Origin of the sequence: Paraburkholderia bryophila (genome assembly GCF_013409255.1) — a bacterium.
In the GTDB taxonomy this organism is placed as follows: Bacteria; Pseudomonadota; Gammaproteobacteria; order Burkholderiales; family Burkholderiaceae; genus Paraburkholderia.
In genome coordinates this window covers 944,456-965,816 of sequence record NZ_JACCAS010000001.1, presented here as the reverse complement: position 1 = coordinate 965,816, position 21,361 = coordinate 944,456, and the positions used below count along the sequence as shown (strand labels likewise).

At 60.5% G+C, this 21,361-nt stretch carries 27 protein-coding genes; 19 read left to right on the top strand and 8 right to left on the bottom strand.

Annotated features, from left to right (window positions below; genetic code table 11):
• Positions 1-214: 214 nt before the first annotated feature.
• Genes GGD40_RS04225 through GGD40_RS04185 form a run of 9 tightly spaced genes read left to right on the top strand, consistent with a single transcriptional unit; the run spans position 215 to position 9,242 of the window.
• Positions 215-1,930 carry a hypothetical protein gene (locus tag GGD40_RS04225; RefSeq protein WP_179742873.1) on the top strand — a complete coding sequence of 572 codons (1,716 nt, stop codon included), beginning with the start codon at positions 215-217 and terminating at the stop codon, positions 1,928-1,930.
• Positions 1,927-3,360, top strand: coding sequence for a DNA circularization protein (locus GGD40_RS04220; protein ID WP_179742872.1), 1,434 nt, complete (start codon positions 1,927-1,929; stop codon positions 3,358-3,360). Before GGD40_RS04225 ends, GGD40_RS04220 begins: the two co-directional genes overlap by 4 nt.
• Positions 3,360-4,478 carry a phage baseplate assembly protein gene (locus tag GGD40_RS04215; RefSeq protein ID WP_218900804.1) on the top strand — a complete coding sequence of 373 codons (1,119 nt, stop codon included), beginning with the start codon at positions 3,360-3,362 and terminating at the stop codon, positions 4,476-4,478. Before GGD40_RS04220 ends, GGD40_RS04215 begins: the two co-directional genes overlap by 1 nt.
• Positions 4,478-5,104 (top strand): phage baseplate assembly protein V, encoded by a 627-nt coding sequence (locus GGD40_RS04210; protein WP_179742871.1) that lies wholly within the window; start codon positions 4,478-4,480, stop codon positions 5,102-5,104. Before GGD40_RS04215 ends, GGD40_RS04210 begins: the two co-directional genes overlap by 1 nt.
• A gap of 59 nt (positions 5,105-5,163) precedes the next feature.
• Positions 5,164-5,607: a phage GP46 family protein gene (locus GGD40_RS04205; protein WP_179742870.1), complete on the top strand. Its 444-nt coding sequence runs from the start codon at positions 5,164-5,166 to the stop codon at positions 5,605-5,607.
• A gap of 1 nt (position 5,608) precedes the next feature.
• Entirely contained in the window at positions 5,609-6,772 is a 1,164-nt protein-coding gene (locus GGD40_RS04200; protein ID WP_179742869.1) for a baseplate J/gp47 family protein, read from the top strand.
• Positions 6,773-7,369 (top strand): YmfQ family protein, encoded by a 597-nt coding sequence (locus GGD40_RS04195; RefSeq protein ID WP_179742868.1) that lies wholly within the window; start codon positions 6,773-6,775, stop codon positions 7,367-7,369.
• Positions 7,370-7,378: 9 nt separating this feature from the next.
• Entirely contained in the window at positions 7,379-8,809 is a 1,431-nt protein-coding gene (locus tag GGD40_RS04190; RefSeq protein WP_179742867.1) for a gp53-like domain-containing protein, read from the top strand.
• A 7-nt stretch (positions 8,810-8,816) separates the two neighbouring features.
• A complete protein-coding gene (locus GGD40_RS04185) occupies positions 8,817-9,242 on the top strand; it encodes a phage tail assembly chaperone (RefSeq protein WP_179742866.1) in 426 nt (141 codons plus the stop codon).
• A gap of 11 nt (positions 9,243-9,253) precedes the next feature.
• Here GGD40_RS04185 and GGD40_RS04180 read toward each other — a convergent pair whose 3' ends face one another.
• The 3 genes from GGD40_RS04180 to GGD40_RS04170 all read right to left on the bottom strand — a co-directional run bounded on the left by GGD40_RS04180 (position 9,254) and on the right by GGD40_RS04170 (position 10,594).
• Complete coding sequence (locus tag GGD40_RS04180) at positions 9,254-9,481, bottom strand: hypothetical protein (protein ID WP_179742865.1); 228 nt, start codon at positions 9,479-9,481, stop codon at positions 9,254-9,256.
• Between the two features lie 10 nt (positions 9,482-9,491).
• A complete protein-coding gene (locus GGD40_RS04175) occupies positions 9,492-10,121 on the bottom strand; it encodes an SGNH/GDSL hydrolase family protein (protein WP_257030475.1) in 630 nt (209 codons plus the stop codon).
• 185 nt (positions 10,122-10,306) lie between these two features.
• A complete protein-coding gene (locus GGD40_RS04170; protein WP_179742863.1) occupies positions 10,307-10,594 on the bottom strand; it encodes an XRE family transcriptional regulator in 288 nt (95 codons plus the stop codon).
• Positions 10,595-10,781: 187 nt separating this feature from the next.
• Between GGD40_RS04170 and GGD40_RS04165 the strand changes: the two genes are divergently transcribed.
• The 7 genes from GGD40_RS04165 (at position 10,782) to GGD40_RS04135 (ending at position 13,914) form a co-directional block, all read left to right on the top strand.
• Positions 10,782-11,132 (top strand): hypothetical protein, encoded by a 351-nt coding sequence (locus GGD40_RS04165; RefSeq protein WP_179742862.1) that lies wholly within the window; start codon positions 10,782-10,784, stop codon positions 11,130-11,132.
• 2 nt (positions 11,133-11,134) lie between these two features.
• Entirely contained in the window at positions 11,135-11,707 is a 573-nt protein-coding gene (locus GGD40_RS04160; protein WP_179742861.1) for a glycoside hydrolase family 19 protein, read from the top strand.
• An 83-nt stretch (positions 11,708-11,790) separates the two neighbouring features.
• On the top strand, positions 11,791-12,276 hold the full coding sequence (locus tag GGD40_RS04155; RefSeq protein WP_179742860.1) for a hypothetical protein: 486 nt from the start codon (positions 11,791-11,793) through the stop codon (positions 12,274-12,276).
• Positions 12,277-12,284: 8 nt separating this feature from the next.
• Positions 12,285-12,509, top strand: a complete 225-nt coding sequence (locus GGD40_RS04150) for a hypothetical protein (protein WP_179742859.1) — start codon at positions 12,285-12,287, stop codon at positions 12,507-12,509.
• Positions 12,510-12,550: 41 nt separating this feature from the next.
• A complete protein-coding gene (locus GGD40_RS04145) occupies positions 12,551-12,991 on the top strand; it encodes a hypothetical protein (protein WP_179742858.1) in 441 nt (146 codons plus the stop codon).
• A complete protein-coding gene (locus GGD40_RS04140) occupies positions 12,988-13,377 on the top strand; it encodes a DUF1353 domain-containing protein (RefSeq protein ID WP_179742857.1) in 390 nt (129 codons plus the stop codon). The genes GGD40_RS04145 and GGD40_RS04140 overlap by 4 nt, the downstream gene beginning before the upstream one ends.
• A 363-nt stretch (positions 13,378-13,740) precedes the next feature.
• Complete coding sequence (locus GGD40_RS04135; RefSeq protein WP_179742856.1) at positions 13,741-13,914, top strand: hypothetical protein; 174 nt, start codon at positions 13,741-13,743, stop codon at positions 13,912-13,914.
• A 395-nt stretch (positions 13,915-14,309) separates the two neighbouring features.
• Here GGD40_RS04135 and GGD40_RS04130 read toward each other — a convergent pair whose 3' ends face one another.
• Entirely contained in the window at positions 14,310-15,014 is a 705-nt protein-coding gene (locus tag GGD40_RS04130) for a hypothetical protein (RefSeq protein ID WP_179742855.1), read from the bottom strand.
• Complete coding sequence (locus GGD40_RS04125; protein ID WP_179705142.1) at positions 14,978-15,325, bottom strand: hypothetical protein; 348 nt, start codon at positions 15,323-15,325, stop codon at positions 14,978-14,980. Before GGD40_RS04125 ends, GGD40_RS04130 begins: the two co-directional genes overlap by 37 nt.
• 369 nt (positions 15,326-15,694) lie before the next feature.
• Here GGD40_RS04125 and GGD40_RS04120 point away from each other — a divergent pair, with 369 nt between their 5' ends.
• Complete coding sequence (locus GGD40_RS04120; RefSeq protein WP_179742854.1) at positions 15,695-17,281, top strand: tetratricopeptide repeat-containing sulfotransferase family protein; 1,587 nt, start codon at positions 15,695-15,697, stop codon at positions 17,279-17,281.
• A complete protein-coding gene (gene cysC / locus GGD40_RS04115; protein ID WP_179742853.1) occupies positions 17,278-17,814 on the top strand; it encodes an adenylyl-sulfate kinase in 537 nt (178 codons plus the stop codon). Before GGD40_RS04120 ends, cysC begins: the two co-directional genes overlap by 4 nt.
• Positions 17,815-17,943: 129 nt before the next feature.
• Here the strand turns inward: cysC and GGD40_RS04110 are convergent, their stop codons facing one another.
• Together GGD40_RS04110 and GGD40_RS04105 are read right to left on the bottom strand one after the other, a co-directional pair.
• Entirely contained in the window at positions 17,944-18,186 is a 243-nt protein-coding gene (locus GGD40_RS04110; protein ID WP_035550623.1) for a hypothetical protein, read from the bottom strand.
• Positions 18,187-18,459: 273 nt separating this feature from the next.
• Positions 18,460-18,672 (bottom strand): DUF3820 family protein, encoded by a 213-nt coding sequence (locus GGD40_RS04105; protein WP_035550621.1) that lies wholly within the window; start codon positions 18,670-18,672, stop codon positions 18,460-18,462.
• Positions 18,673-18,831: 159 nt separating this feature from the next.
• Between GGD40_RS04105 and GGD40_RS04100 the strand changes: the two genes are divergently transcribed.
• The gene (locus tag GGD40_RS04100; protein ID WP_179705136.1) at positions 18,832-19,884 is read left to right on the top strand and encodes an NADP(H)-dependent aldo-keto reductase; all 1,053 of its coding nucleotides are present in this window, start codon (positions 18,832-18,834) and stop codon (positions 19,882-19,884) included.
• 77 nt (positions 19,885-19,961) lie between these two features.
• Here the strand turns inward: GGD40_RS04100 and GGD40_RS04095 are convergent, their stop codons facing one another.
• A complete protein-coding gene (locus tag GGD40_RS04095) occupies positions 19,962-21,245 on the bottom strand; it encodes an MFS transporter (RefSeq protein ID WP_179705134.1) in 1,284 nt (427 codons plus the stop codon).
• Positions 21,246-21,361: the final 116 nt, after the last annotated feature.

The following is a 21,361-nucleotide window of genomic DNA, read 5'->3' as shown; positions in this document are numbered from 1 at the left end:
AAAAGGATTGAGTGTGGCCCAAGAATTCGTCATTCGCATCCGGGCCGACGACGCGGCGACCGCTACGGTCAACAAGATCAAGACAGCTCTCGGTAAGATCACCGATCCGATCGACAAGGCGCAGAAGCGGGTCGGCAAACTCGGCAATGTCGGCCAGGTGGGGCTGTCAAAGCTCACCAAGAGCCTCGGCAGCGTCGAGCGGGCCGCGTCCGGCGTGGTCGACAAGATCGTCGAAATCATCCCGGGCTTGACCGCCATCAGCGGTGCCGCTTCGCTAGCTGGTTTGACCGCGCTAGCGACGAAGTTCGGTACGTTCGGTTTCAACCTGAGCAAGTCGTCGAAGTTGCTGGGGATGAATGCGCAGGATCTCGCCTCGTGGCATGTGGCCGCAAAACGTGCTGGCGTCTCTGCCGATCAGTTTGACTCGGCGATGAGCGGGTCGCAGATGACGATTCGTGCGGCAGCGTTCGGCGCAGATCCGCACGCCATGATGCTGCTTCAGAAGATGGGCGTGCAAATCCAGCGCAACAAGGACGGCACGATCGACTACTACTCAACCCAGCAACGTCTGATGAAGGCGATAGAGGGGCAGAAGTCTGTCGAAGCGCAGCGCGACGTGGCGGGGACGTTCGGCATGAGTGGGTTGCTGCCTATGCTGCAGCAAGGCACCTATGGTGCGGACAAGGCGCGCGCGTTCCGGAAAGGTCTCGTTCCGACGGCGGACGAGGTGGCGCGCGCTGCGCAGTTTCATCAGGACATCAACGACCTCGATGACTCTGTCACTGGCCTTGGGAACAGCATCGGATCAAAGCTGATTCCGATTCTCGATCCGCTGGTCAATGGATTCGCGAAATGGCTGGACACGCATCGCGCGGAAATCGCGGACAAGATCTCCGGGTCGGTACAGAAACTCGTCGACTGGCTCTCGAAAATTAATTGGGACGAAGTTGCGTCCGAGGCAAAGGTGCTTTGGGACAATCTGGGCGGAGTAAAGGGTGTAGCGATCGCTATTGCGGCAATCAAGTTCGCGGGCCCGATCGCGGGCGTGTTGAACCTGATCTCCAGCCTGATCACCCTCACGACAACCACGATTCCAGCGGCAGCGAGCGCACTCGGCACGCTCGGCTTAGCCGGCATCGCGGCATGGGGTGCGCTGAAAGTAGCGAAGCTGGCTGGGCTGCCTGACGTCGACAATAAGCAGGGTGTCGAAGACGTTCGCAATGGAGATTGGCTTGCCGCGTCGACGCATCTTCCGGCCGGCGACTTCGCGCGTGCGCTCGCCGCGCGCGCGGCGGGTCGCTCGAATACCGAGATTGCCTCGTCGCTTCAGGGCGGTGCTAATCCGGCCGAGGCCGGCGCGAAGACTACGCTTGGCATCCGGAGCAATAATCCGCTGAACATGCTGGACCACAATCGGGAGATCGAATACGACACGCCCGAGCGTGGAATAGCGGCAGCAGTGTCGAACCTCGAACGCAACTATCGCGGATTGACGCTGGCGCAGATTCAGGACAAGTGGACTGGTGGCGCACGCACGGGCAATACGCCTCTGCAAATAGCGAATTACACGAAGATCATGTCGGCGGCGTCAGGTCTGGGCGCAGACGTCAAGCCGGATCTTGGCGACCCGCGGCAGGTCGCCTCAATCATTGCCGGGATGATCCGCGCAGAGAATGGCCAGCAACCGTATTCACCTGAGCAGATTGGAAATGCGACTGTCGCGGGGATGCAGCAGGGCGGCACGACGGTCAGCGGAACGGTGCGGCCGACTGGTGATGACGGCCACGACGCACGCGTCGCGCAGCTCCAGCAGGCCGCCCTGCACGTGACGTTCAGTAATGTGCCGGTCGGCACGCGGGTAGAAGCAAAAACACCGGACGGCGGATACCTGCCGACGAAGGTCAACTACGCCATGGGGTCAATGCCTTGAGCACTGCAGACGTTTTGAATGTTGCCGGTAGTATCGGTGGTGTTGCGTCCGCGGTGGGCAGCCTGGCGAGCCTCATAGGATTCCAGGCAGGGAGCTGGCTAAGTTCGCTGAAGCAGGCGAGCTACGGAGGTTTGCCGTTCGGTATCGAGTCGGTTCGGACCGCGGCTGGCCGGAAGCAGGCTGTTCACAACTACCCATTCCGCGACGAAGTATGGGTCGAGGATCTCGGTAAGAAGGGGCGCCAGTTCGAAGTGCTTGGGTTCCTCGTTGAGGACGACCTGATCACGAAGGCGGGCCCGGTCGTCGCGCAGCGCGACAAGCTGCTGCAGATCTGCGAGACGCCGGGTAACCAGACGCTGGTGCATCCGACACTCGGCATGATCAAGAATGTCGCATGTCTCAGCGTCGAGACGATGGAGCGCACCGACTTGGGTCGTGTGTTCGAAATCCGCCTGACACTGATCGTGTCCGGTGATCGAATTTTTCCGACATCGGTGATCTCGACGGGTGACGCCAGCATAAACAATGCTTCGCTGACAGGAGTCGCCGCGCTGGAAGATTTTGTGAAGTCCGCATCGACGACAATTCAGGCTGGCGCTGCGGTCGTGCAGCAGGCGGTTTCGACCGTGGTGGGCTGGTACCAGCTCGGTGTTACGGCAATCAACGACGTCAAGCGTGTGATCGGCACTGTCTCTACGCTGTTCGGTAACTTCGGTCGACTGTTTGGCGGGGCTAACAACGGGTTCGCGGGCGCTAACGTACAGGTGTCGCCGAGCACGACGGCGAATGACTTATTGTCGTCCGCGACTGCCGCGCGTGCTGCGGTCGTCTCGGCTGGTGTCGCGCTTCAGACCGCTGCGCTTAACCCATCGGATTCAGCAACACTCGGGGCTGCAGCACAGTCGTTCATTGCCTCTGTCTCGGCGGCCGCTACCGATCCAGCCGACTCGGTCAGGATGATCAGCGTACTGGCGCAGTATTCGCAGAGCGCGGTGACTACGCCGGGCCAGATCGGCGCGGCAATGAGCGTCATGCAGGTGGCGTTGGCGGCGCTGCTGCGGCGGTATGCGCTTGCGCAGCTCGCTGTGGTGCTTACGACCTATCAGCCGGCATCCCATGACGATGCAAACACGACGTTGGCCAGCGCCGTTGATCTGTTCGATGCGGAGATCACCGTAGCCGGCGATGCCGGGGACGATAACAGCTACCAGGCGTTGCGGACTGTTCGCCAATCCATTGTTGCTGACATGACTGTGCGGGGCGCAGACCTCGCAGCGATAGCGACGTTCAAGTTTCAGGCGGCTCTACCGTCCCTTGTGCTTGCAAACCGGATTTATCGTGATCCGACGCGCGAGCCGGGGCTTGTGCAGCAGATCGCACCGCGGCACCCGGCATTTTGCCCAACGACTTTTCAGGCGCTCGCTAGCTGATGGATGACGAGATCACCCTCAGGGTGTCGACGTGTACACGAAACCTCAATGCAGCACTGGGGCAACCTACGTACACGACGTCTAACACCCGGAACATCACAGGGTGGCTAGGAGTCCGGTTGTCGCGCGGGATTGAGCGATGCCCGTCGGATTTTGAGGTCTCATTCACCGAGCCTTATGAGAACGTGTCGGACGTGGACGTGCAAGAGGGCGACCAGGTTGAGGTGCTGCTCGGCGCGGACAAGGTGCTGTCCGGTTTCGTCGACCGATACCTGCCGAGTTACAACGCGCGGGAGCACACCATCCGCATTACTGGTCGCAGCAAATGCCAGGATCTTGTCGATTGTTCGGCGAAGTGGACGGGCGGTCAGTTGCTGAATATGCCGTTGCTCCAGATTGCGCAAACTTTGTGTGGCGTTTATGGCGTGCCGGTCGCGTTGGCCGACGGCGCCAATCAAGGCGATCCGATACCGCAGCTCAACATCATGGTCGGCGAGCCGATCTACGACGTGCTTGAACGGCTGTGCCGGTTTCGCGCGCTTCTGCTGTACGACCAGCCCGACGGCAGTCTGTTGCTCTCCGGCATCGGCACCCAACAAGCCGCGTGCGGATTCAAGGAAGGCGTGAACGTGCTCTCTGCGAGTGCGCTGAACAGCATGGACGGCCGCTTCTCCGACTATGACGCTGTCCGGCAGAGCCTCGACACGTGCGAGGACATCGGCGATGGCGGAAATCTGATTGCGAGCGTGCGTGATGCGACCGTTCAGCGGTTGCGCTATCGAGCGATCGTCGCTGAGTCAGTATTCGGCGGTCAGGACGTCGCTGCGCAGCGTGCGCAATGGGAGATGGCGCGGCGTTATGGGCGCTCTTATGCTGTGCAGGTGGCCACGGATAGCTGGCGCGATTCGGCGGGCGTGCTGTGGACGCCCAACACACTCGTGCCGATCGATCTTCCGAAGCTGAAGCTAAAGCAGCAGAGGTGGTTGATCTCGGATGTGACATACAAGCGTGGGGCAGATGGCACAACGGCGGATGTCGTCGTCATGCCGCCGGCCGCCTTCTATCAGCAACCGATCATTCTCAATCCGCTTGCGCCCGACGTGAACATGGTGAACTGATGGATTCGACTGGAATCGAGCGCATCTTCATGCGGCTGCGTGGCATGTTCGGTCGCGGCCGTGCGACCTACGTCGACGACAGCGGACCCGTGCAGAAGATGCAGGTCCGTATGAATGGGCTGATCACCTCTGACAATAGGCTGCGCCTCGCCGAGTTTGGCTTCACTTCCAATCCACCGATCGGCGCCGACGTGCTCGCTCTCCATATTGCGGGCGATAACGGCGCGGGTGCCGTATTTGCGACGAATCACCAGCAGTCGCGTCCAAGGGGGCTCGCCGCTGGTGAATCGATGCTGTACAGCCAGGACGGCAAGTCGGTGTATCTCACTGCGAGCGGCGGTATTGTTGTCGAAGCCAGGGGGCAGCCGGTAATTGTCAACGACGCATCGAACGTCACATGCAACGCCAGCGGGACTCTTACGGTGAATGCTCCAAACATCGTGTTGAACGGAAACGTACAGATCAACGGAAACATCGGTCAAAGCGGGGCGTCTGGTAGCAAGGGGACTGCACAATTCACGGCGCCAATCAGCGCGCCCGACGTCCTTCTACCGAGCGGTGCGGTCAATTCCCACGACCACTACGTGCCAGCCGCACCCGGCACTTCGAATGTGATGGCGAACTAGTTTCGTCGAGTCACGCAAATCCAGCCCGCCGCGTGCGGGCTTTTTTACGCCCGGACGAAATGGCTGACATCACGATTTCCTGGGATACCGCGAACAACCGCGGCGATTTCACGATGTCGGGGCCCGTGCTGGCGACGGGTAACGACCTCCAGACCGCAATCCTCATCAGCATCTTCACCGATCGCATGGCACAGCCGGGCGATGTGATCCCGGATGGCACTAATGATCCGCGCGGTTGGTGGGCCGACGACGACGTGCCAATTGGTTCACGAATCTGGCTCTTGCGGCGCGCGAAGCAAACGCAGGAAACGCTTCAAAAAGCCTATGACTACCTCGCGGAAGCACTTCAGTGGCTTGTCGATGACGGCGTGGTAGCACGCTTCGACATCGCATGCTCGTGGCCGCGCCAGTCGACGCTGGGCGCTCAGATCGCTGCATACAAACAGAACGGCACGTTGCTGACTACTGGCCTTTACACCTGGGCATGGGCGGGGATTAACTGATATGCCTTTCGCACGACCAACACTCACGCAGCTACGCGCGCAGGTGGCCGCCGACATTCAGGCGAGCCCGAACGGATCAGATCCGCTCCTACGATTCTCCGCGCTTAAGGTTCTCGGCACCGCGCTCGCCGGCCTCGCGAATCTGCAGTACGGCTACACCGACTGGGTTTCGCTGCAATCGAACCCATTCACGGCGACGGAAGAGTTCCTCGAGGCATGGGCGGCGCTGAAGGGCATCTATCGCGAAGCGGCCACGCAGGCCGGTTCGGTGACTCCGGGTCAGGTGACGTTCCCCGCATCGTCGAGCACGGCGTCGATTCCGATCGGCTCGCCATTGACGCGCGGCGACGGTGTTGCATTCACGACCACGTCGCTTGGCGTGGTGGTTGGCAATTCTGTGACGGTCAACGCAGTGGCGAACGCGGACCCAACGGGGCTGACTGGCGCGTTTGGCAACTGCGCCGTCGGCACGGTGATGAATCTCGGCACCGCGATTGCGGGCATTTCGTCGACGGGCTCTGTCACGACCGCCTTCACCGGCGGCGCCGACGTCGAAATTGATGCGAGCCTCCGTCCGCGAATGCTGTTCGCGTACCAGAACCCGCCTCAGGGCGGAGCAGTGAAGGACTACATCACCTGGGCGAGTGAGGTCAATGGCGTGACGCGCGCGTGGTGCAACGCGAACGGTTTCGGCGCGGGAACGGTCGTCGTGTACACGATGTTCGACGTGACTGAAGCGCTGAACGGCGGATTCCCGCAAGGCGTCAATGGCGTTGCGACGCTCGAGACGCGCGGCACGCCGACGGCGACATTGGATCTGTTGACGGTGGCGAACTGGATCTATCCACTTCGGCCTGCAACGGCGCTGGTGTGGTCAGTTGCGCCGATGCAGCAAGTTGTGAATTTCACGATCAGCGGAACAGCCAGCTTCTCGGCTGCGACGAAGGCCGCAATCCAATCTGCAATCTCCGGGATTTTTGTGCTTTATGGCTCACCGTTGAGCACGACAGCAGGGCAGAACGGAACGATCTATCTGTCCTATATCGAATCGGCAATCGCGGCCATTTCCGGTACGCAAGGCTTCGTTATAGCGGCGCCGACCGGAAACATCGTCGGAACGACAGGGCAGCTCCCCGTACTCGGCACGATTACCTGGAATCCGTAAATGACAGCGCCTAACTATCAGGCGTCCGACTTCACCACGGCGCTTCAGGCATGCATGCCTAGGGGCTTGGTGTGGCCGCGCGATCCGACGGCCGTACAGGCTCAGGTCGTCGCCGGCCTCGCTCCGACGTGGGCGCGGCATACCGCAGCAAACAACGCGCTTCTCGTCGATGCATTTCCGCTGACGTCGGTTGAGCTTCTGCCTCAGTGGGAGGCGTCGCTCGGTTTGCCAGATCCATGCGCCGGCCCATCACCGACGCTTCAGGGTCGGCAGCAGCAGGTTGTTGCGCGCCTCACGAATAGCGGAGGCCAGTCAGTTCCGTATTTCATCGGCTATGCCAAGACGTTGGGCTACACGGTGACCGTTACCGAGTTCACGCCGTTCCGAATTGGTCAGCAGCGCATGGGTAGTCAACTGGGCACCCAGGACTGGGCTTTTACTTGGCAGATCAATTCCCCGCTTAACACCGTGACGTATTTCAACATTGGCACCTCGTACGTCGGCCAGGCGCTGGCGAGTTGGGGCAATGCCGTCTTGCAGTGCGAGCTCACGGAAATCAAGCCCGCACACACCTATTTGAACTTCGCATATCACTAAGGGACAGGCATGTACCAAACCGATCAGGCGACAGCCGCAGCATCGTTGCCCACGCCCGCGGCCGCCGGCACGCAAGGTTTCTTCACGAACGGAAATCCGGCAACTGGCGTAGCTGCGACGATTCTCGATGCCGACTTCATGAATATGCTCATGATGGAGCTGGCGAACATCGTCACCAGCGCAGGCCTGACGTTGAGCAAGACGACCTACAACCAGGTGCTTGCCGCGATCAAGCGCATTGGCCAGAACACGCTCGTGCTCGCGGACACGGGTACCGTCAATGCGTACACCGCATCCAATGCGACGCCGCTCATCGCCGGCACATGGGTCGACGGTGTCGTGCAAGCGGTCAAGATCGCACACACGAACACCGGAGCGTCGACGTATGCGCCTGACGGCCTGACCGCAATCCCGATCTATGGCCTCGGCCTGCAGCCGTTGCAAGGGAGCGAGCTGCTTCTCAACGGTACCGCTATCCTCATGCACGCGACCATCGCAGGCGTGAATAGCGGAAATCCGATCTGCGTTCTGATGGAGTGCGCGGGCGGTACGCAGCAAGTGCCGGCGCTCTATGCATCAGGCAAAATCAACGGCACCAACAACCCGAACCTGCTATTCAATAGCTCGGGTGAATTCGGGGCCACTGGTTGGACCCTGGGTTCTTTTTCCCAGTTCGTTGACACGAGTGGTGAGATCGGCAGTTTCTTTTCGAACTCTGGGGCTTTGGCCGCCTATACGTTCGCAGTTGCCTGCCAACAAGTGCCGATCGGAGCCGGCCAGAATGTCTGTCTGTCGATGGACGTTTCGAATGGCGCGTCGGGTACCGTGCAGATTTCTCTCGCGGCGTACACCTCGGGCGGTAGCTATATTTCCAATATCGGAACGTTATCCGTTCCCAACTCCTCACTCACCCGCTATTCGACAACTGCCCAGACGCCGACGAATACCGCATATGTTGTCCCGCAGTTGGTTATGAACGGCGTTACCTCGTCCGCTTTCGGTATTGTTTTCCGGCGCATCAAGGTTGAGCAAGGCACCACTCCTTCTCTTTATTCGCAAGAAGCAAACTGGGCAGCGCTAGGCACGGGCCCCAACGCGGCCCCAATCTTCGTTGGTGCAGCGTCGGCTTCGGCACATGCGGTGCAACTGGGGCAATTCGTCAATTCGTTTGTGGCGAACGGGGGCTATGCCAAATTGCCGAACGGTTTGATTGTTCAATGGGGCCTCGCGGTCTCTGGCTCCGGCGGGAACGTCAACGTCACATTCCCGATCGCATTCCCAAATGGATTCCTTCGCGTAATACCGGGCACCGCGTCCGGGAACTACGTGATAGGCCTCGGCACAGCTACATCGACAGTAGTCGGGATGATCGCCTATCTCGCATCGAGCGGTGTGGGGACGAGCGGCATCAACATCGTTTGGGTTGCCTTAGGGTATTGAGGAAAAAATGAAATTCTCTCCTTCCATGGGAAGCGGTTATCCCGAAGATGTCGAATACGCTGAGTTGCCCGCCGATCTGATTGAAGTATCAGACGCCGATTGGCAATCGGCAATGGCTCGGCCGGCTGGCTATACCTTTACGTTTTCTAAGGATGGAGTCCTTTCGATCTATCCGCCCGCGGAGCCTACCGCAGATGACAAAGCTGCTTCTGCTAGGGCGCAACGAGACCTGATCATGTCTCAATGCGAATGGGTCGTGAATAGGCATCGAGATCAGCAAGATGCTGGTTCGGGCACGTCCCTTTCTACCGCGCAGTATCAGACATGGCTTTCTTACCGCCAGTCGCTGCGCGACATTTCAAAACAGCCGACTTGGCCGACCTCTGTCGACTGGCCTACGGCACCCCCGGCTGCGGCCGAACCTCAGGAATAGTGGCAACGGCATTACCACCTGCTTGCGAGATCGTCGTCATCGTCGCCGTTGTCTTCTGCTTCGGACCAAACGATCTCAAGCACCATCCAGAAAAGAGACCATGCAACCGACAGGCCCATCGCAGCATTGGATGGATGCGACAGGCCAGCCAGCGACGAAGCCATGACGAAGACCGCGCCGACGGTCGCAAGTCGAAAAACGATCCTTCCATCAAGGTGAATGCTGAATTTCGGCTTCATCACGTCATCATCATGATCCGAGTGAGGCAGCGATCGGGCCGATTATCTGCGCTTCGCGCTTACCCTTGATTTCATACATCTCCGGCTTCGGGTGCATGCAATCACTGAGCATTCCCTGCCAGTTGGGGAGAGACAGCAAATAAGAATACTGGTCGATCAGAGGCACGTTTTTTTGCGCCGCGACCGAATCCATCTGACCCACATAGGCGGGTAGATTTTCATAGCCTGGGCGACAAACTGGGTTCGGCTCTTCGAGCACCGGAATCATGCCCGCTGCTCGCACGCTGTCCACCCATGCCGCAAGATATTGCCCGTAGAGTTCCGGCGTTTCATCGCCGCGCCCGAGATCGTTGATCGCGTAATTGGCCACGGCGATCCTGGCGTTAAGCGAGGGAAGCGTCTGCGCCCATGACTGCGCGTAGCCATGGCGCCCCGCGATCAGATCGGACAGCTCGGCGCCGCTGACTCCCTGATTCGAAACCGTAACGGGTATGAGCTGTGCAGCCAGCGACGCCGCCATGTTGTATGGCGCGTTGTCCGGAGTGATCACGGCTGTCGACGGGTCGCACGCGCCGGTCCCGGCCGCTCCGCATGGACCGTTCGGATAGGTATAGCCAGCCATTGTCGAGTCGCCGTACATGGCGATCGTGACAGGCTGTTTCTGTGCATTCGAAGTCGTGGTTGCACTTCCGCCACCTCCGCCTCCACATCCACTGCAGGCCATTACAAACATCCCCAGTGCGGAAACGATCAACCCCTTCGTCATGAATGTCCCCGCTTCTGCTGTGCGCCAGCGCGAGATGATACCTGTATTCGTAAGTGCGCCTACTGCTCTCCATCGAGCGCCAGGGAGCCGCCGCTCAAGTCGATCGCGGCTCCGACTCGGCGCATGCGTTGCAGCACGCGTTCTATCGTCGTCTCGTCTAGTTCCAGACGGGCAGCGGCGAAGAACAGAGGGAGCGGACTGATTCCCTGGGGCTCCGCTCCACCCGTGTACTTGCGCCAATGCCGGCCGCCAGACAGGCCGAACAGCTCGGCCATTTGTGCGCTGCTCAGACCCAATTCGTCCTTCAGGCGAGCGAGGTCTTCCGGCGATGGAGGGTGATATTGCATGACGTGTGATTCCAGCGCCAGAAGTGGCGAGACGAAAGCGGTCCATGGTTTTCCTCATCGGATGTGGGCCGCGCGATCGCGCAGCCGCTAATACGCAAGGTAGGCCGATTCGGCCTACGTGTCAAGTAACAAGACGACGATTCGACGAACAGCCGCCTAGAGCGGCTTTTTTTATGCCCGGGGCTCAATGAACCATCCAGCGCAAAACGAGCGAAGACTCAGCAATGAGGAACGATTCGCAATGGTCGATGAACAATTCGTGCAGATGCAGGCCCAGATGGATCGCCGCTTCAAAGGCGTCCATGACTCCATCGAAGAGAACACCGAGTTGACCAAGGCGGCCGATGCGCGATCAGCCCGCATCGAAGCCGATACGAAAGTGCTGGTCGAGATTTTCAGCGGCACCCGGCGGAGCGCCAATTTCTTCGTGAATATGGCGCGGCTGCTTCGGAAGGTCGCGATCTTCCTGAGTCCGTTTCTCGCGCTGCTCGGCATCATCGGCGCGCTCATGCACGGCAAGTGGCCGACTTTGGACTGATCATGAACCTCACATCAACAATCATCGCGGCCGGTTGCGGCGCGACACAGTTGCGCGCGGCACAGTGGCTTCAACCGATCCAGGCGGCATGCGACAAGTATCGGATCGTCGAGCCGCTAGACGTCGCGGCGTTTCTGGCAACGACGGGCGTGGAGTCTGCGCGACTGGTCTATACGCGCGAGATCTGGGGGCCGACATTGGCGCAGCAGGCGTATGAGCCACCGTCGACCAAGGCGAGCGAACTAGGCAATACCCAACCGGGCGACGGGCGTCTTTTCTGCGGTCGCGGCCTGATCCAGATCACCGGCCGGCGCAATTACACGCTCGCTGCGGTCAGCCTTGATCTCGATCTTTTGAACCATCCGGAATTGCTTGAGCAAGCGGGCAACGCGGCAATGTCGGCAGGCTGGTACTGGTTCAACCGGAAGCTGAGCGCGCTTGGTGTCGACGGCAACTTCCTTGGCGTGTCGCGCGCGGTGAATCTCGGCAATGCGACGTCGAAGGCGATGCCGAACGGCTACACCGAGCGTCTCGCGCTCTACGGCGCCGCAAAGAAGGCATTGGGGATCTCTTAACTGCCAGACGAATATTTGCCTTTTATTCGTCTCGCGAATAATTCAAATCAAGCCGCCTCGTGCGGCTTTTCTCGTTTACGGCCATGACCGACGTTACCCAGATTCACGAAGAGAAAGAGACGTTGACGGTCGACGTCAACATTCCAGGCCACGAGCCACGCAAGACTACTGCGCTGTTCGAGCGCACGCGCAAGGAGCTGATCGCGCGCGAAGGCGGCCGCTGCTTCATCTGCAACGCGACGGCGCAGGAGAGCGGCCACCCGCTCGAGGCGCATCACCATCCGATCGAACGCTCGTTCGCCGAGATGATCGACTGGGATCGATTCAAGGCGGATGCGCAGGCCGGCGTGTGGGGCTCTGCTATCCAGGCATTCGACTGGGACAACTTCACCGACTGGACTCAGTTCGTCGACGACATGACCGTCAACGGCATGTTGCTTTGCAAGCCGCACCACATCGGGAAAGACGAGGGCATGCATGCGTTGCCGTTCCCGATTTGGGTCGCACAGAAGTACGGCAAAGAGGGCTATCAGTTCTCGGCTGCCGAAGTCATCCACCACGCAGGATAGGAGCCTCAATGAACCAAACATCCAGCCTCGTAACCGGCGGTGTCACCCTGACAGCTGCTTCGCTCGTGCCGCTCATTGAATGGGTCGCCACGGGCTGCAAAGGTGTCATGCCGCCCGAAGTTCAGTTGCTGGTGGCGGGTGCCATCGTGACGTCCATCCATGCGATTGGCAACGTGGTCGCAGCTCGTACGTCAGCCAAGCAAGCAACGGCCGTCGCGCCGGCTCAGCAGTAACCGTCTCGCCGCGCACGCGGCAATACCCCGAAGGAAAATTCATGAAGAAGCTTATGCTGCTTGCGGCAGGCGTAGTCCTGTCCATCGCTTTCGCTGGCTGTGCTGAGACCGTGACGGTTGCCACCGACTTCCAGACTCAAGTCGCGAAGGCCTGCGCGGTCGTTCAGCCGACGCTGCTGTCCGTCCAGGCAATGACGGTATCCGATCCGGCTCAGCAACTCATTCTCGGCGAAGTCGTGAAAGACAACGCCGCGCTGTGTGCTGCGAATGCGTCGATCAATCCGACCAGCGTGTCGAACCTCGTGAATACGTCGATCCCGGCGGCCGTGCAGGTGGTTGGCTTGCTGCCGATCGACTCGGCGGCAAAAACGAGTGCGCAGATCGGATTGATGGCGTTCCAGGTGGCGTTGTCTGCGGCGCTCGCGCAGTTCGGTGCGCCGACCGCTGCGCCGGCGCCCGCGTCCGGTGCGACGCCATCGTGAGCGCCTTCCTGACCGAGCTGCAAGTTGAGCTTGTCAGCGATGCGACCAACAGCGGGCGAGGGACGTGGCGCCTGACGTCGCCGCTGGTGTATCAGTCGGCCGTGGCGAAGCTGAAATTCACGGTGCCCGTAGGCTTCGAGACAGACTTCGCCTCGGTGCCGCGGACGCCCGTCGCGTTCCTGTTGACAGCCGACAGCGCGCACGAAGCGTCCGCGCTGCATGACTGGCTCTATACCGAGCACCCAGTCGCGCGCGAGGTGGCTGACGCCGTCTTGCGCGAGGCGTCGCTCGTGACCGGCGTGCCGGCGTGGCGCGCATTCCTGATGTGGGCTGGCGTGCGCGCGTTCGGTTGGTCGCATTGGGGTAGCGGGCCAGCGACGGCCTAGGGTGGTACCTAGGGGCGATGTCATGACGCGGCATCGCCCGCCTTGTTCCCGCGCGCACTTTGATTGACCCTTTGTTTGCAATTGGTGGCAAACGGAAATTACTTCCAAATTTTCGGCCCCAGATCACCGTAGGTGCTTGAATTTTGAGCGGAAACTAGCATCTTCTATTCGCGAGCGGAAATTTTGGGCTAATTTTCATCGGTCGTAGCTGGCATCGAATTTTTGCGACGCAATTCATGGCGCGCGCGCAAACCGTCAGTGAAACCGTTAGAATAGTGGCAATTGTTAGTAACGCTTTTTGCCGACCACGTCGGCATCTGCATCACAGCACAATAAAAACACCGGGGAAGACGGATGCTATCCATGAAGACTCTCAAAACTGCTCGACTCGCTATTGCAGGAGCCATCGTCGGCGCCGCCGTCGCGAATATTGTTGCGGGCTGGCTGGGCTTCGGTGGTTCACATCAGGCTATCGGCGGCGCTATGGCCGGCGGCCTTCTTACCGCCGCCCTGCTGAAGGCTGCGCACATCGTCTAAGCGCGTGCTAATCCCGATCGATGGAAGTGTCGCCGACATAGGCACAATTGTATGCGGGCTAGGCGCGATGCTCGTAAAGCCGGTTAAGCGCCGGTGGCTCAAGCGCGCCCCCTGCTTCACGCAGCGCGATTTGGTAGTCGACTTCCTGAATGGGGCCACTGTCCCCGCATTCCTGCTCCTGGTGGGATCCGTTATCTCCAGCAAGATCCTAGAGGAGGCCCTTAAGACGGCCAAGACTTCAATGGCTCTGGCCGGGGTTATGGGTCTGATCTTCATCATTCGCGAGATCATAACGGGCTGAAATATGCAGGCCCGGGCGCCCGGCGTCTCTTCATCCCTGCAGGGCCGCATGTTGCGTCCCATCAATAAGCCCAGCCTCGCTGGCGCGTCTTGACCTATCCCTTCCGGCCATTCCTTCGCCACACATCAAGCATTCTCATTCGCTCATCGTGAATTTTCTGCTGTCGCGCCGTGGGCGGGTCGGTCAAGCAAGGTTCTGCGTCAAGTTCGCGTTCAAAGCATTCCCACACGGTCGAGGCCACGGCTGAATGACCACCGCTTCCGATCATCTTTCGTATCTGATCGGCACGCCGGATCGTCGAGCGTAAGCGGTGGATTTCCCGAAGAAGCTGCAGCACCGCCTCGGTCGGTTCTCGGTCGTAAATCTCGGCCAGCTCAGCGGCTGTCAGGGGCGGGCGGTGACGCATGATCGCGGTCAAAATACTGTATGGATGAACAGTATATACCGGGCCATTGAGCCGCAAAAACCTTGGAAGATGGGGAAATCCCACCATGCCCAGCATGGGTTTGCCGCCATAGGGAATTCCACCGAAACACTCTATGTTGTTGTTTTGCAACGAAACTGCACAAGGATTGTGATTCCTGTTGTCGTGGGTTCGAGCCCCATCAGCCACCCCAAAGAATTCAAGTAATAAATAGTTTGACGAGCGGCGTTGTGAGAAATCACAACGCCGTTTTTGCTTTGGCAGTCGGCGTTGATTTTCGACACCGCTTGTTTTGACCTCTGCATCGCCGAACAACTCCGAACAATAGCGCCCCCGCCTCAACGCCCCCGTCCCCCCGACCCGCCGCTGCTCCACGAACTCCCTCCGCCGTGGGACCCACCGTACCCGCCGCCGTGATAGCCACCGCCGCCGCCATGCCAGCCACCACCATGCCACCCTCCGCGGCCACGCCAATAGCCGCCACCGCCACGGTAGTAACAACAACCGCCCCAGCCGCCCCAGATGCCGACCGAACCATAAACCGGTCCATACGGCGGCCCGTACGCGTAACCATAGTTGGGGTAATACGGTTGCGCGTACGCGTAGTCATAGGGCGGCGCGACCACGCAACCGGTGAGACTTGCCGTTACCGCCAACAGCGCCATCGATGCAACGAGCCTGCTCACGATTTTCTCCTGGCGATTTTCTCCTGGTATAAGGATCAGAAAAATCGCGGGCTCAGGAGTTCAGCGCCATTTGTGTCCGCAGATTACGGCTGATCGATCGCTGTCCACGTCGACGAAACATCGACAAAGATGCAACGCCTTAGCCGCCACGCATTGCAGAGGCCTTGCAAAGCGTCACCGCGACTTCGGGTTGTAACAGTTAGTTAAAATTTCGAAACGCAACTGTATGGCGGGCCTGTTAATTTCGCATCAGACAATACCCCTCGAGTTCAGCGCGTGATGTGCGCCTGCACCGCGCTGAACGACGAGGACGCATCCGCCCACTGCCAGGACCGCTCAATGCGCAGCCTGCGAAAGAAACAGCCGTCAATGAAGCACGATCCACAACCGGCTACCGCATCCGAATGGTGCGCCGAAGGCGAAGCCTGCGCCGCGCGCGGCGACCTCGAAGGCGCGCTGCAGCGCTTCGACACTGCGCGCGCGCTCGACCCCGCCAACGCCATCGTCCAGGAGCGCCGCGCTGCGACGCTCGCCGTTCTGAACCGCTTTCCCGACGCCGTGCAGGCGTACCGCGCAGCGATCGCGCTCGATCCGCTCAACGCGGATACGTATCACGGCCTCGGCTGGTGCTTCGAGCAGATGCACCGGCTCGAACCGGCGCTGGACGCGTATCGCGAAGCCGTGCGCCTCAATCCGAAGGCCGACGGTTCGCACAACAATCTGGGCAACTGTCTGCATGCGCTCGGCCGTTTCGACGAAGCGCACGAAGCCTATCGTCACGCGATCGAAGCCGCGCCCATGGCGCCGCTCTATTACCGCAACTTCGTGCAGTCCAAGCGTCTCGCCGTCGACGATCCGGTGTTCGCGGCAATGGAGCATCTGGCGAACCATGCCGATTCGATGACGCGGGAGAATCAGTCGGAGATTCACTTCGCGTACGGTCAGGCGCTGTCCGACATGGGCCGCAACGACGAATCGTTCGACCAGTTCCTGATGGCCAATGCGCTGCGCCGCCCCGGCGTGCGTTATGTCGAAGCGGAGGCGTTGAGCCTGTTTTCGCACTTGCCGCAGTTGCTCGGCGCGGAGGTGCTGGCGGCCAAAGGCGGGTTAGGCGATGCGTCGGCGGCGCCGATTTTTATCGTCGGTATGCCGCGCTCGGGGTCCACGCTGATCGAACAGATTCTGGCGAGTCATCCGAAGGTGTTCGGCGCCGGCGAGCGCACGGAATTCGGCGAGGCGCTGGTGAGCGGCATCCACCGAGGCTTAGGCGATCCGTTGAGGATCGATATCGAAGGGTTGCCGCACGCCGATGCCGCGCCGTTGCACGCGCTCGGCGCGGACTATCTGCGGCGTATGCACGAAGCGTTGCCGGAAATCCAGAGTACGATGCCGGGCGGCGAGCGCTACAAGCATTTCGTCGACAAATATCCGTTCAACTTCATCAACATCGGGCTGATTCATCTGGCACTGCCGAACGCGCGATTCATTCATAGCAGCCGTTCGCCGTTGCAGACCTGCCTGTCGATTTTTTCGCGAGTCTTTCATGACGTGCCGTTCGGTTACGATCTCGGCGAACTGGGCCGTTACTACCGCGCCTACGATGCGTTGATGAAGCATTGGCAAAGCGTGCTACCCGAGGGCGTGATGATCGAAGTCAAATACGAAGAGCTGGTCGACGATCTGGAAGGGCATGTGCGCCGCATCCTCGCGCATTGCGGGCTCGACTGGGACGAGCGCTGCCTCTCGTTTCATCAGACCACGCGTCAGGTGAGCACGGCCAGCGCAACGCAGGTACGTCGTCCGATCTACAAAACTTCGTTGCAGCGCTGGCAGCCGAGGCGGGCGCTGCTGCAGCCGTTGTTTGACGGTCTGGGTCCGGAGCTGGCGGCCGGTGAGTCCGACGTGAACGTCGCGCCCGGCACGGTAAATGCAGACCACCCGGAGCGCCCGGCATGAGCGCATCGCGTGGTTCGGTGATCTGGATGACGGGGTTATCCGGCGCGGGCAAATCGACCCTGGCCAACGCGTTGCATCAGCGCCTGAACGACATGGGACAGGCGTCGATCGTGCTCGACGGCGACGTGTTGCGGCGCGGCTTGAACGCCGATCTCGGCTTCACGCACGAGGACCGCACCGAAAACCTGCGCCGCGTCGCGCACGTCGCGGCGCTTTTCATGCAGCAGGGTTTTGTCGCGATTGCCGCGGTGATTTCGCCTGAGCATCAGCATCGGCGCGCGGCGCGTGAGATTGTCGGCGAAGGTTTCGTCGAAGTCTTCGTGAACGCGCCGTTGGCCGTCTGCGAGGCGCGCGACGCGAAGGGACTTTACGCACGCGCTCGGCGTGGCGAAATCCCGCATTTCACCGGTATTTCCGATCCCTTCGAAGCACCGCTCGCACCCGACGTGGTGATCGAATCCGACCGCTTGCCGGTCGAACAGGCAGTAGACCGGTTGCTCGCCCATATAGCGCAGGGTCGCTTACCGGCTTAACGCGTTTTCTTCTTCCGACGCCGCGTGCCCTCACAGGTCGACGCGGCGCGCAACCATCAAACCCGCTAGCTCATTGCCCTGGCGCTCGCTGCAGCCGCCGCCAGGGCTCAAGCACGTGCGCGTCCACCTTCAATGCAACAAGCCCGGATGATGCAACGCAGGGTACACACCGATGATAAACGCCGCATAAATCGCGGCCATGGTCACGCCGGCGGCGGTGCCCCAGATATCGCGCGACGCGGCGCCCTGGCGGAAATGCACGGGCAGTCCGACCACCAGATAGCCGATCAGAAAAAACGCGAGGACCGCACGCACGGGTGAGAGGTCGTGGCCGATAAATTCCAGCAGTGCGGAGAGACTGAATTCAGACATGAAGAGGCGGGCAATGACACGTGCGAAGGAGTGTTCAAACCACGGTGCAAACCACGCGGCGAACCATTCAGGACTGCGCGAGCGCACATGCCGATTTAAGTCCATGCACGCGTGCGGCGCAAGAAAAAGTCTGTATGAATTTGTACAAGCCTACATTGCTTGCACGTTGCCTGCGCAACGACTTTCATCCGGCTTCGCAGTGCTTCAACCTGCTTTCAACGCGTAACTCGATCACGTATCACGCAAGCGTTTCGCGAAGAATGGGTAAGGATGTCAGCGCTTACGTAAAGGCTCGAGTAACGGCTTCAAACCGTTGTGATCGATCTCTTGCATCAACGCGATCAGCCGGCCGATTTCGCCGGGCGGAAAGCCCTGGCTAGCAAACCAGTTTAGATAGTGACCCGGCAGGTCCGCAATCACACGGCCTTTATATTTCCCGTAGGGCATCACGCGCGTGACCAGCAGTTCGAGGTGTTCGGGGTTCATGATGCAAAGGTCGGCAAAAAAACGCGGTGAGCGGGGAGCGGGCAATAACGGGTAACAAGCGAGCAAGGTTCGCCGCCCCTGCATTTTAGCCTCGCTGCAGGCTATTCGCCGACATGGTAACGTCGCCGATTCCGTTCACACAATCAACAGGACAGTTCAATGGAATACCGCAGACTCGGCGACTCCGATGTGCAGGTCAGCCTGATCGGTCTCGGCACCATGACATGGGGCGAGCAGAACACCGAACAGGAAGCGCACGCACAGATCGATTACGCGCTCGATCACGGCATCAACCTGATCGACACCGCCGAAATGTATCCCGTGCCGCCGCGCGCTGAAACGCAAGGCTCGACGGAGCGTTTCATCGGCACGTGGCTCGCGCAGCATCGCAGCGCGCGCGAGAAGATCGTGCTCGCCACCAAGATCGCCGGCCCGGCGCGTCAACCGCATAACCCGCGCCATATTCGCGGCGCGGGCAACCAGTTCGACCGGCCGAACCTCACCGAGGCGCTGAACGACAGTCTGAAGCGTCTGCAAACGGACTACGTCGATCTGTATCAACTGCACTGGCCGGATCGCAGCACGATGACGTTCGGCCGCTCCGCGTATCCATGGGTGGACGACGAGTACACGGTGCCGATCGAAGAAACGCTGTCGGTGCTCGCCGAATTCGTGAAGGCCGGCAAGGTGCGTCACATCGGTGTGTCGAATGAAACGCCGTGGGGTGTTGCGCAGTTTCTGCGCGCGGCGGAAAAGCTCGGCTTGCCGCGCATCGTCAGTATTCAGAACCCGTATAGCCTGCTCAATCGCACGTATGAGGCGGGGCTGTCGGAATACGCGCATCGCGACAACGTCGGCTTGCTCGCTTATTCGCCGCTCGCGTTCGGCTGGCTGTCGGGCAAGTACGAGGGCGGCGCGCGGCCGGCCGGCGCGCGCATCTCGCTGTTCGAACGTTTCCAGCGCTACAGCAAGCCGCAGGCCGTGCAGGCGACCACGCGTTACGTGGAGCTGGCGAAACGTCACGGCCTGTCGCCCGCGCAATTCGCGCTGGCCTTCGTGAATAGCCGGCCGTTCGTGACCAGCAATCTGATCGGCGCGACCTCGCTCGATCAGTTGAAGGAAAACATCGCCAGCGCCGACGTCAAACTGTCGCCGGAAGTCCTCGCGGAAATCGATGCGCTGCATGAATTGCAGCCGAACCCGGCGCCCTGAAGCGTTGGTGATGCGTTACTGAAGCGTCACTGAAGCATGGGTGACGCATTGGCGGTGCGGGTGAAACTCGAAGAAGCTCAGCGAATCTTCAGCTTCGCCCGCACCACATAAAGCGCCAGCAAACTGGCCGCTGCACAGAACATCAGATAAAACCCCGGCGCGAGCTTATTGCCGCTCGCGTCGATCAGCCACGTGATCACGAACGGCGCAAAGCCGCCGAACACCGTGACACCGATGTTGTAGCTGACCGAGAGACCGGTCGCGCGTGTCTGCGTCGGAAAGATCTCCGACATCAACGCGGGTAACGCGCCGAAATACGTCGCCTTCAATACACCGATCCAGATCAGCGCGAGCAGCATCGTCGCGAACGACGGATGCGCGTTCATATACACAAAGGCCGGATACACCGTCAGCAGCATCAGCACGGCGGCGAACGCCATGATCCGGATGCGCCCGAGCGAATCGGACAGATGACCGGCGAACGGCGTCAGTATCGTCAGCACGAAGCCGGTTGCGAGTGTCGCCGCGAATCCGGTCGAAGCGGGCAGATGCAATTGCTTGATCGCATAGGTCGGCATGTACAGGATCATGTAGTTCGCTGCCGTCGAAATGATCAGCGAGCCGATCGCCAGCAACATACGCAGCTTCTGCGTGCCGAACAGATCGCGCAGCGGCGTGCGGGCTTTCGGCTCGGCCGCGAACTCCGCGCCTTCATCCACGTAGCGGCGAATATAGAAACCGACCGGACCGATCGCGAGGCCGAATAGAAACGGCACGCGCCAGCCCCATGATTCGAGTTGCGCTGCGGTGAGCTGGCTCGTCAGCAGCGCGCCGAAACCGGACGCGAGCAGCGTGGCAAGACCTTGACTCGCGAACTGCCAGCTCCCCATGAAGCCGCGCCGCTCAGGCGCATGTTCGACCAGAAACGCGGTCGAGGCGCCGAATTCCCCGCCCGCCGAAAATCCCTGCACGAGGCGCGACAGCATGATGCCCGCGGGCGCCCATAAACCAATCGCCGCATACGGCGGCATCACGGCGATCGTCAATGTGCCGACCATCATCAACGCGATCGACAGCAACAGCGATGCCTTGCGTCCGGCGCGATCCGCGAGCGAACCGAGCACGAGTCCACCGAGCGGGCGGATCAGATACGAAATGCCGAAGGTGCCGAGCGTGAGCATCAGCGAAATCGCTTCGGTGCGCGCCGGAAAGAACAGCTTCGCGATTGTTACCGCGAAGAAGCCGTAGACGACGAGGTCGAACCATTCGAGCGCGTTTCCGATCGACGCCGCGAGAATGATGCGATGGGCTTTCGCGGCAGACGGCCGCGCGGCGCTGGCTTGCAAGGTGGACGTGATCATCGTGAACGTGTTCTCGTGACGGATGCGGCGGGGCGAGTGGCGCGGGCCCGGGGACTGACTTGGCGCTGGCCCGGGCTTCGCGAATTTTTTGTGCGGTTGTGCGGGTGGTCGGGACT